This window comes from Acinetobacter sp. UBA6720 (assembly GCF_002454215.1).
Taxonomy (GTDB): domain Bacteria; phylum Pseudomonadota; class Gammaproteobacteria; order Pseudomonadales; family Moraxellaceae; genus Acinetobacter.
Genome location: NZ_DKIK01000086.1, coordinates 1 through 8,719, shown reverse-complemented (window position 1 = coordinate 8,719; position 8,719 = coordinate 1). Strand labels below are relative to the sequence as shown.

General features: G+C 42.7%; 10 protein-coding genes. 6 read left to right on the top strand and 4 right to left on the bottom strand.

Features of this window, described 5'->3' with window-relative positions; all coding sequences use genetic code 11:
• The coding region (mpl, locus tag B4F08_RS07715) for a UDP-N-acetylmuramate:L-alanyl-gamma-D-glutamyl-meso-diaminopimelate ligase (RefSeq protein ID WP_291374027.1) at nt 1–1,318 on the top strand (1,318 nt) is incomplete at its 5' end.
• A gap of 63 nt (nt 1,319–1,381) precedes the next feature.
• On the opposite strand, the gene B4F08_RS07710 is transcribed toward mpl, so the two are convergent.
• From B4F08_RS07710 to B4F08_RS07700, 3 genes are all read right to left on the bottom strand, one after another.
• Complete coding sequence (locus B4F08_RS07710) at nt 1,382–1,738, bottom strand: hypothetical protein (RefSeq protein WP_291374026.1); 357 nt, start codon at nt 1,736–1,738, stop codon at nt 1,382–1,384.
• Nucleotides 1,739–1,852: 114 nt separating this feature from the next.
• Nucleotides 1,853–2,137, bottom strand: coding sequence for a GNAT family N-acetyltransferase (locus tag B4F08_RS07705; RefSeq protein WP_291374025.1), 285 nt, complete (start codon nt 2,135–2,137; stop codon nt 1,853–1,855).
• Nucleotides 2,138–2,172: 35 nt separating this feature from the next.
• Complete coding sequence (locus B4F08_RS07700; protein WP_291374024.1) at nt 2,173–2,457, bottom strand: GNAT family N-acetyltransferase; 285 nt, start codon at nt 2,455–2,457, stop codon at nt 2,173–2,175.
• 397 nt (nt 2,458–2,854) lie between these two features.
• On the opposite strand from B4F08_RS07700, the gene B4F08_RS07695 reads away from it, so the two are divergent.
• The 3 genes from B4F08_RS07695 to B4F08_RS07685 all read left to right on the top strand — a co-directional run bounded on the left by B4F08_RS07695 (nt 2,855) and on the right by B4F08_RS07685 (nt 5,531).
• Nucleotides 2,855–3,820 (top strand): TerC family protein, encoded by a 966-nt coding sequence (locus B4F08_RS07695; protein ID WP_086210951.1) that lies wholly within the window; start codon nt 2,855–2,857, stop codon nt 3,818–3,820.
• A 184-nt stretch (nt 3,821–4,004) separates the two neighbouring features.
• On the top strand, nt 4,005–4,367 hold the full coding sequence (locus tag B4F08_RS07690; protein WP_291374023.1) for a hypothetical protein: 363 nt from the start codon (nt 4,005–4,007) through the stop codon (nt 4,365–4,367).
• 3 nt (nt 4,368–4,370) lie between these two features.
• Nucleotides 4,371–5,531 carry a glutathionylspermidine synthase family protein gene (locus B4F08_RS07685; RefSeq protein ID WP_291374022.1) on the top strand — a complete coding sequence of 387 codons (1,161 nt, stop codon included), beginning with the start codon at nt 4,371–4,373 and terminating at the stop codon, nt 5,529–5,531.
• Nucleotides 5,532–5,912: 381 nt separating this feature from the next.
• On the opposite strand, the gene B4F08_RS07680 is transcribed toward B4F08_RS07685, so the two are convergent.
• The gene (locus B4F08_RS07680) at nt 5,913–6,386 is read right to left on the bottom strand and encodes a hypothetical protein (protein WP_110975408.1); all 474 of its coding nucleotides are present in this window, start codon (nt 6,384–6,386) and stop codon (nt 5,913–5,915) included.
• A gap of 215 nt (nt 6,387–6,601) precedes the next feature.
• Here B4F08_RS07680 and guaD point away from each other — a divergent pair, with 215 nt between their 5' ends.
• Complete coding sequence (gene guaD / locus B4F08_RS07675; protein WP_110975409.1) at nt 6,602–7,918, top strand: guanine deaminase; 1,317 nt, start codon at nt 6,602–6,604, stop codon at nt 7,916–7,918.
• Nucleotides 7,919–8,143: 225 nt separating this feature from the next.
• Nucleotides 8,144–8,671, top strand: a complete 528-nt coding sequence (gene hpt, locus B4F08_RS07670; RefSeq protein WP_086210955.1) for a hypoxanthine phosphoribosyltransferase — start codon at nt 8,144–8,146, stop codon at nt 8,669–8,671.
• Nucleotides 8,672–8,719: the final 48 nt, after the last annotated feature.

Sequence of the window (8,719 nt, the reverse complement as noted above, 5' to 3'; positions counted from 1 at the left end):
GCTTTTAGCACGTGATCTTGGCCATACAGTGACGGGTTCGGATCTAAACGTTTATCCTCCTATGTCCACCCAGCTCGAAAATGCAGGCATTACCTTAATGCAAGGTTATGACCGCAGTCATTTGCAACCTCATCCTGATTTGGTCATCGTGGGCAACGCGATGAAACGTGGGATTGATGCCGTTGAATACATGCTCAATGAAGGCTTGCCGTATATTTCAGGCCCGCAATTTTTGGCCGATCATGTACTTCAAGGTAAACACGTACTTGGCGTAGCAGGCACGCATGGCAAAACCACCACCACCACCATGTTGGCTTGGGTATTGGATCAGGCGGGTTTAGAGCCAGGTTTCCTCATTGGCGGTGTACCTTTAGGTTTCTCTGAAAGTGCACGTTTAGGTGCTGGCAAATACTTCTGTGTCGAAGCTGATGAATATGATTCTGCCTTTTTCGACAAACGTTCGAAGTTCGTGCATTACCATCCCAAAACAGCCATTTTAAATAACCTTGAATTTGACCATGCCGATATTTTTGATGATCTAGCAGCGATTCAAAAACAATTCCATCACTTGGTTCGTACCATTCCTAGCGAAGGTCGTATTATTGCGCCTATTACTGAAAGCAATATTGATGAAGTTTTAGAACAGGGCTGTTGGACACCTGTGGTTCGTACCTCTTTAGAGGCTCACGACAAGTCTGAATTGTATGCCGAACAACTGAGTGCAGATGGTTCACATTTTAAAGTACTCCAACACGGCGTGGTAAAAGGCATCGTGCAATGGAACATGACAGGGCAGCACAGCGTGGCCAATGCATTGGCGACTATCGCTGCGGCTGAACACGTTGGCGTGAACATTGAAACAGCCTGCGCAGCCCTGTCTAACTTTGGCGGTGTGAAGCGCCGTATGGAGCTTTTAGGCACGGTACGTGGCGTTGAAGTGTATGATGACTTTGCCCATCACCCAACCGCAATTGATACTACGCTAGAAGGCGCACGTAAGCGTTTAGGCCAACGTAAGTTGTGGGCGATTATTGAACCACGTTCAAATACCATGCGCATGGGAAGCCATAAAGATGGACTTGCGCACTCTGCACGTTTGGCCGATGAGGTGATTTGGTATCAACCAGAAGGTTTAGACTGGGACTTACAACCTGTCATTGCGGCTGCACCGAACAAGGCTGTGGTTGCACGTACATTAGATGACATTATCCAGACCATTGTCAGTGATGCAGGTGAGGGCGATGCGGTCGTGATCATGTCTAATGGCGGCTTTGGTGGTTTACACCAGAAATTGATCAGCGCCTTAAATGCAGAATAAGCTATTCTCTCTTAGACGAAAAAAACCACAGTTCAATCTGCGGTTTTTTACAAGCTTATTCAATTAAAAACCAGACATCGTACCCGTATATTCAAAGTCTTTTAGTTTTGCCCAACCTTGAACCGTGTCTCCCAAACGCTTGCTGAAATACATGATCGAAACCCACTGTTCTTGGCCATCATCATAGGTGCTATAAGCAGTGATATGGTCATTTTTAATCATAAACAGATCTTTAATTTTACAAGTATTGCTCGGTGCTGAATGAAAATACACTCTGGTTGGAACAATCACTTTCATGCCCCAACGTGGGATGATCTGGACTTCTTTTTGTTCGGCCTTTTCCTCAAATTTTACACAGTCTTCAGCATGCAATAAGGGGGCAACTAAACTAAATAGACCAATAGATAAAAGCTTCTTCATATACTTTAATTCCATTATCTTCAGCACTGCAAAGTACAAATTAGAACTGCAATGGCAGCTATATTGATCTCATTTTAGCTTAACGCTTAGAACCGCAATGAATGCCATGAACAACTAAGCCGCAACATCCTCAAAGCTTTTCTCACGGCGAAACATCACATCGACATAAGAACAGGTCGGGATAATTTTAAGGTTTTTCTCACGTGAAAAATCAACCAGAGTATCTAACAGTAAACGTGCTACGCATTGCCCCCGCAGTGAATCATCGACCCAAGTATGGTTGGCATCAATGGTTGTGTCATCTCGCCAAAGATAGCTAATTTCAGCAATACGCTGACCGTCTGCATTATTTAAGAAAAACTCACCTTTTTGATCACGATCTACATGTTGAAATTGCATAGCACACTCATTGAATGGATTGATGGTTATCTATCTTAGTGGAATAAAACATCATGAATAGATGGATCTTTGTCGAATACCGATTTGGCAAAAGGGCACAAAGGTAAAATTTTCACGCCCTTATCACGAGCAAAGTTAACCAAAACATCCAATAACTGACGCCCCACATGTTGCCCACGCAACAACTCACTGACCCAAGTGTGATCAATGATAAATTTATCTTCCCCAGCCCAACTATAAGTCATTTCCGCCACACGCTCGTTTTCTTGCTCAACAAAAACTTCGCCTTTACTACCTGTTTCTTGCTGTTGAATTTTCATTATTATTCCTCTTGGGTTTACTGTTTTTTTAGCTTGCCACAAATTGAAGCAAAATTTTGTCTCATTTATATTTCATCTACAATTTTCTTTAATATTTGCTCAAACCATAAAAATATGCGATGCTTAGCTCACTTTTGGATCAAATCCAAAACCAAATTTATGTTGAACAAGGGGAGTAGCCTCCTCCAAACGTGAAAAATCCATGCTATGCATCACTTTCACGTGTCAGATTATCGTCATTACACTTTGCAAAAAGTCGGTATCTGAGCATTTTAGCGCACAAATTACATACGCTAAAATGTAGGCAAGACCTTGATCATGTTGTCACAGATGTTTTATTTCATCTGGCAGCAGGTCAAGGTTTTTTTGTGGCCGATTGCTGGATGTGGAGGATTTCATGGAATCTATCGGCAATTTATGGCTATACCTTGCTTTTTTCGGCATTGTTACCGTGATGCTACTGATCGACTTTTTAGGCTTTAAACAAAAAGAAGGCCAAGAAGTTAAAATCAAAACAGCCGCGTTATGGAGTATTGCGTGGGTTTCCGTCGCATCACTCTTTGGTGCAGGTCTCTGGCTGTATCTACAACAAACTGCAGGTGTCACTGTGGCCAATACCAAGGTCATGGAGTACTTCGCAGGTTATTTACTTGAAAAATCTTTAGCCGTCGACAACGTCTTTGTCTGGCTGATGATCTTTGCTGCTTTTGCCATCCCACCTGCATTACAACGCCAATTACTGCTTTACGGTGTCTTGGGCGCGATTATTCTACGTACCATTTTTATTTTTATTGGCGCGTGGTTCGTGCAAGAGTTCTCATGGATTCTGTATATCTTCGGTGCGTTCTTGGTGTATACGGGCTTCAAATTCTTCAAAGGACAAAACGAAGAAGAAACCAATATCGAAGATATGGCCATCTTAAAATGGCTACGTAAACATATGCGGATTACCCCGCAAATGCACGGCAATAAATTCTTCGTCCGTCAAAACGGGATGTTGTGGGCAACGCCGCTATTCTTGGTGTTGATTTTAGTTGAAGCGTCGGATGTGATTTTCGCAGTGGATTCCATTCCTGCAATTTTCGCGGTGACTTCTGATCCGTTTATCGTATTGACTGCAAACTTAATGGCGATTTTGGGTCTACGTGCGATGTTCTTCTTGTTGTCTGGTGCAGCAACCAAGATGCATTATCTCCCGTATGGTTTAGGTATTATCTTAGTGTTCATTGGCTTTAAGATGCTCATGTTGGATGTGTTCCATATGCCAATTTGGATTTCACTGGGCTTTATTGTGTTGGTGCTGAGCATTACTGCGATCTTGTCAATTCGATACAGTAAGAAACATCATCAAACCACCCTCTAATGTTTTAAAAAAGCCTTCCACTGTGAAGGCTTTTTTATGACCAAATTTTAGTACGCATAAGACTTAATTCTATGATTTTCTGTGTAAATGTACTGTACTTTGTGTAGGCAGCTCCCTATGATAAGCGGGCTTAAAACCCTTGGTTTTACCTGTAAAAATAAAACAACCCGAAGGTTGCTCATCCATGCGTACCAAAAAATTAACTCTTGTTGTGGTGCCGGTTTTACTCACGGCATGTAGCGGCTCTAAAACCCTACAACAGGATGTTTATAATAACCAATACAACTGCTACCAAGACTGGCATTTTGAACTGTGCGAACCTGCCAACGAAGAGAGTTCGTCAAGCTACAGTGGCTCTACTGGGGTTTATATCGGCCCACAATATTATAAAAATAACCGTAAAGTCCGTTACTTAGGTCAAGTCATGAAAGCACGTGGACGACATTCGACAGGCGCACCCAAAATCTCGACTCACGTTTTTAGCCATGCCAAATCCCAACCCATTCGGGGAGGCTTCGGCCGTGGCGGAGGCTCGTTCGGAGGTTAATACATGAAACGAGTTCTACTGCCTGAGCGTGCAAACTGGCAACAGATGCATCAAGAGATTGGTTTTGACTACTACAACTTGCCATCCCGAGATGGTTCAATATATTGGTCAGAAGGGGTGGCTTATGAGTTTAGCCTCAAGCAAATTGAACAGCTTGAAGATGCCTCGAACGAATTACACCAGATGTGCCTTGAAGTGGCAGGGGATATGATTCAACGCGGTCATTATCCCGAATATTTTCAAATCCCCCCAGCAGCGATTCCTTTGATTGAGCACTCATGGAAAAACCAAGCGCCGATGCTCTATGGCCGTTTCGATTTTGCCTATGATGGTCAAGCCATCAAAATGCTGGAATACAATGCCGATACGCCAACGGGTTTACTCGAAGCCTCTGTTGCACAGTGGCATTGGATTGAACAGGTCGAAAACATTGCAAACCGTGATCAGTTCAACAGCATTCATGAAAAGCTAATTGAGCGTTGGAAACAGCTCTATCCTGCGCGTAGCCGTGTCCATTTTGCAGCCTGCCAAGAAGCAGGGCGTGAAGATTGGGGCAATTTAGAATACCTCATGGATACTGCTTTTCAGGCAGGCTTAAATGTCAGCGAACTGTCGATGGAAAACATCGGTTGGAATGGCACCGCCTTTGTCGATTTGCATCAACAAGAGATTCAGCATTTATTTAAGCTGTATCCGTGGGAATGGATTTGGGAAGAAAGTTTTTCGCAGTTTCTCAAACCCGAAACTGAATGGATTGAACCGTGTTGGAAAATGCTACTCTCCAATAAAGCTCTGTTGATCGAGCTATGGAAACGCTTTCCAAATCATCCATTGTTGTTAGAAACCCATGCTTATGATGCACACGCTCACTATGCAGGGAAATGGGTGCGTAAGCCCATCTTAGCGCGCGAAGGCGCAAATATTCATATCCTACAAAACAATGTCGATTGCGGCGCAGCTTCAGGTAGTTTTTACTTTGATGACTACGACAAATATGGCTATGTCATGCAACGCTGGGTAAAAACGCCGTTGCATGAAGGCATGCTGCCCACCTTGGGACTTTGGATGGTCGGGGATGAATGTGCGGGAATGTCACTGCGCGAAGATGTGTTTGATGTGATTGGCAATGATGCGCATTTTGCTGCGCATTATTTTGTGGAATAAAGTGGCACTCTAAATCACCTATTTAAAATAAGTGTCCAAAAAGTAATACGGCTCTGCTCAGGCGTTTTAGTAGAAGCACTATCACTTTTAGGTTATTCACGGCGGAATCTTATCTTTTTCAAGTTCAATACTGGGAGCTCATTTATTCTTTTGTTTCGCCAAATGAGAAGCGAAGTTTCGTAAAGAAAGCATTTGTCCTCTGCAAAACCTGCTCACGTTCTATAATTAAAAAATCTGTATTGCAAAAACAATCTATTCCAAACACTACGCAGGTTGCGGATGACGCTTGCGTCTATCAAATAAAGTTTAAATTGAAAAAGAAAATGCCTGTCAACTCTAAAACTGACAGGCATAGATTCGAAGACAATATTTTTTTCAAGCTTAAATGGTATGTGCTTTAACCCGCTTCATATAAGACACCAAACGCGTGAAAAACAAGATTTGCAGGAAGATGGTAAATAGCGAAATAGTCCATTCATACCAATGATCAAACGCCGTGCCTTCTAGATTAAAAGCAAAATAAAGCCCCAATAACACTGCACCAAATACCACACCCGCCACAGTGGTTTGTACCAAAATGGGAAAAGACAAGGCTGTGATTCGACCTAAGAAATGCTCACCCTCATCGCCGCCATTGGCTTTATAAGTGCTTTGAATCCCAATATACATAATCAATAAGGTCAAAAGTCCCTCAACACCAATCACACGAACATCACCATAGGGTGAATACATGCCGTAGTAATACACCACTGAAACCAATAAGGCGGTGACTAAGTAATAATTTTTATAATGCTTTTTATCGAGGGTATTGCTAGATAATTCATGTGCTAATGCTTTGGTATTCCAAAAATACATGCGGGTCATGGTCTCTTATTTTATCAATGCCGACACTGTACTGATTCAGCATTTAAAGATAAAGACTTTCTCAGCAAAATTTTGCGAATAGATTGAATCATTTAAGTCCAAAGCGTGTGCTTATGCATAGCATAAAAAAACTTCCGTAAATAGCCGTGAAAAATATCCAGTTTGCGGTACAATCAATCGAAAAAAAGTCAAAACGCAGGTTTAAAATGTCTTCTGTAGTTGCAACGACGGCGGTTCGCGGTCGCTTCCTAGATATTCAGAATACGGTTGCCCAAGCGCGTGAAATTCACGACCAAGTGCGTTACGTAGAAGATGGTTTACTGATTAGCCACAATGGCAAAATCCAATGGTTTGGATCTTGGCAGGAGGGGCAACAGCACCTTCCTGTTGGCGTCGAGGTTCAGCACTATCATGAACAATTGATTGTGCCGGGTTTTATCGACACCCACATTCATTTTCCACAAACAGAAATGGTGGGGGCCTATGGCGAACAGCTACTCGAATGGCTCAATACCTATACTTTCCCAACCGAATTACAATTTTCCGATAAAGCCTATGCCGACCAGATTGCCCAATTCTTTGTGCAAGAACTGCTGAAAAATGGCACCACCACAGCCTTAGTCTTCTGTACTGTGCATAGCGAATCAGTCGATGCACTATTTGAAGCGGCTGGGCAGCACCAGATGCGTCTGATCGCAGGTAAAGTCATGATGGACCGTCATGCACCTGAAGGTCTGTGTGACACACCTGAAAGTGCTTATGCAGACTCTAAAGCACTGATTGAGAAATGGCATGGCAAAGGCCGTAATCTATATGCAATTACGCCACGTTTTGCCCCAACCTCAACACCAGAGCAATTGGCTAAAGCAGGGCAGCTCAAAGCTGAATACCCAGATGTATATGTGCATACGCATTTAAGTGAAAATAAAAATGAAATCGCTTGGGTGAAAGACTTATTCCCAGAACAGCAAGGTTATCTCGATGTTTATCATCACTTTGGCTTAACGGGTTCACATTCGGTCTTTGCCCACTGCGTGCATTTAGAAGACGCAGAGTGGGACTGCATGCATCAGACTGACTCGGCCATTGCTTTCTGTCCGACCTCCAACCTCTTTTTAGGTAGTGGTTTATTTCCGTTAAACAAGACTTGGGAAAAGCAGGTAAAAGTTGGGCTTGGTACAGACATTGGTGCAGGAACCTCTTTTAACCAACTACAAACCCTCAATGAAGCCTATAAAGTACAGCAACTTCAAGGTGATAAACTGTCCGCATTTGAATCGCTCTACCACGCTACGCTGGGCGGTGCCAAAGCACTGAGCTTGGATGATAAGCTCGGTAACTTTAATGTAGGCAAAGAAGCCGACTTTGTGGTGCTCGACCTCAAAGCAACCGCGTTGCAAGCATTACGTCAGCAACGTGCAAAAGGGATTGAAGATGCTTTATTTGCTCTGATGACTATGGGTGATGACCGCAATATTCATGCGACTTATATTTTTGGTCAGAAGGCTTATCTGCAAGACTAAGCAGCAAATAGCAAAAATTTAAGCGGTTAATCAAGTTTTGAAACGACTTTGATTTTTGCCTCTAAACCAAGCTGCATCCCGCCTACAATGCAATGATTACATTTTCAGCGGGCAAAAGGGGGTGCATCTCGTTTAGAGATATATTAAAATTAATGCATATATAGAGGTGTTGCAGGTCAACGCCTTTTTTATTTTTGATTTTTTTTAATTTTTAGGTATCTACCCATGACCGTTCAAATGAGCGTAATGATTTCTACTGAAGAGATTCAAGCGAAAGTAAAAGAGCTTGGTGCACAAATTGATGCGCATTATGCAAACAGTGATAAGGAACTCGTACTGATTGGTTTATTACGTGGTTCAGTCATTTTCATGGCAGACTTATGTCGTAGCATTTCAAAACCACATGAACTCGATTTCATGACGGTATCGAGTTATGGCGGCGGTACGATATCTTCACGTGATGTAAGAATTTTAAAAGACCTAGATGGTGAAATTCGCGGTAAAGATGTCTTAGTGATTGAAGATATCATCGACTCAGGCAACACCTTGAGCAAAGTATTAGAAATTTTAGAAACACGTTCTCCAAACTCAATTGAGCTATGCACCTTAGTCAGCAAGCCTTCACGCCGTGAAATTGAACTCGATGTGAAGTTTTTAGGTTTTGACGTTGAAGATAAATTCATCGTTGGTTATGGCCTAGACTACGACCAAAAGTACCGTCATTTGCCCTTTATTGGTGAAATTGGTCTTTAAGACCTATCGAGAAAAAAGTGGCCGAAGGCCACTGCTGTCCCACAAATA

Bases quoted from the DNA above. Each gene is read 5' to 3' on its own strand.
- B4F08_RS07695 (WP_086210951.1), top strand. From the start codon at position 2,855: ATGGAATCTATCGGCAATTTATGGCTATACCTTGCTTTTTTCGGCATT.
- B4F08_RS07705 (WP_291374025.1), bottom strand. From the start codon at position 2,137: ATGCAATTTCAACATGTAGATCGTGATCAAAAAGGTGAGTTTTTCTTA.
- hpt (WP_086210955.1), top strand. From the start codon at position 8,144: ATGACCGTTCAAATGAGCGTAATGATTTCTACTGAAGAGATTCAAGCG.
- guaD (WP_110975409.1), top strand. From the start codon at position 6,602: ATGTCTTCTGTAGTTGCAACGACGGCGGTTCGCGGTCGCTTCCTAGAT.
- B4F08_RS07700 (WP_291374024.1), bottom strand. From the start codon at position 2,457: ATGAAAATTCAACAGCAAGAAACAGGTAGTAAAGGCGAAGTTTTTGTT.
- B4F08_RS07685 (WP_291374022.1), top strand. From the start codon at position 4,371: ATGAAACGAGTTCTACTGCCTGAGCGTGCAAACTGGCAACAGATGCAT.
- B4F08_RS07710 (WP_291374026.1), bottom strand. From the start codon at position 1,738: ATGAAGAAGCTTTTATCTATTGGTCTATTTAGTTTAGTTGCCCCCTTA.
- B4F08_RS07680 (WP_110975408.1), bottom strand. From the start codon at position 6,386: ATGTATTTTTGGAATACCAAAGCATTAGCACATGAATTATCTAGCAAT.
- B4F08_RS07690 (WP_291374023.1), top strand. From the start codon at position 4,005: ATGCGTACCAAAAAATTAACTCTTGTTGTGGTGCCGGTTTTACTCACG.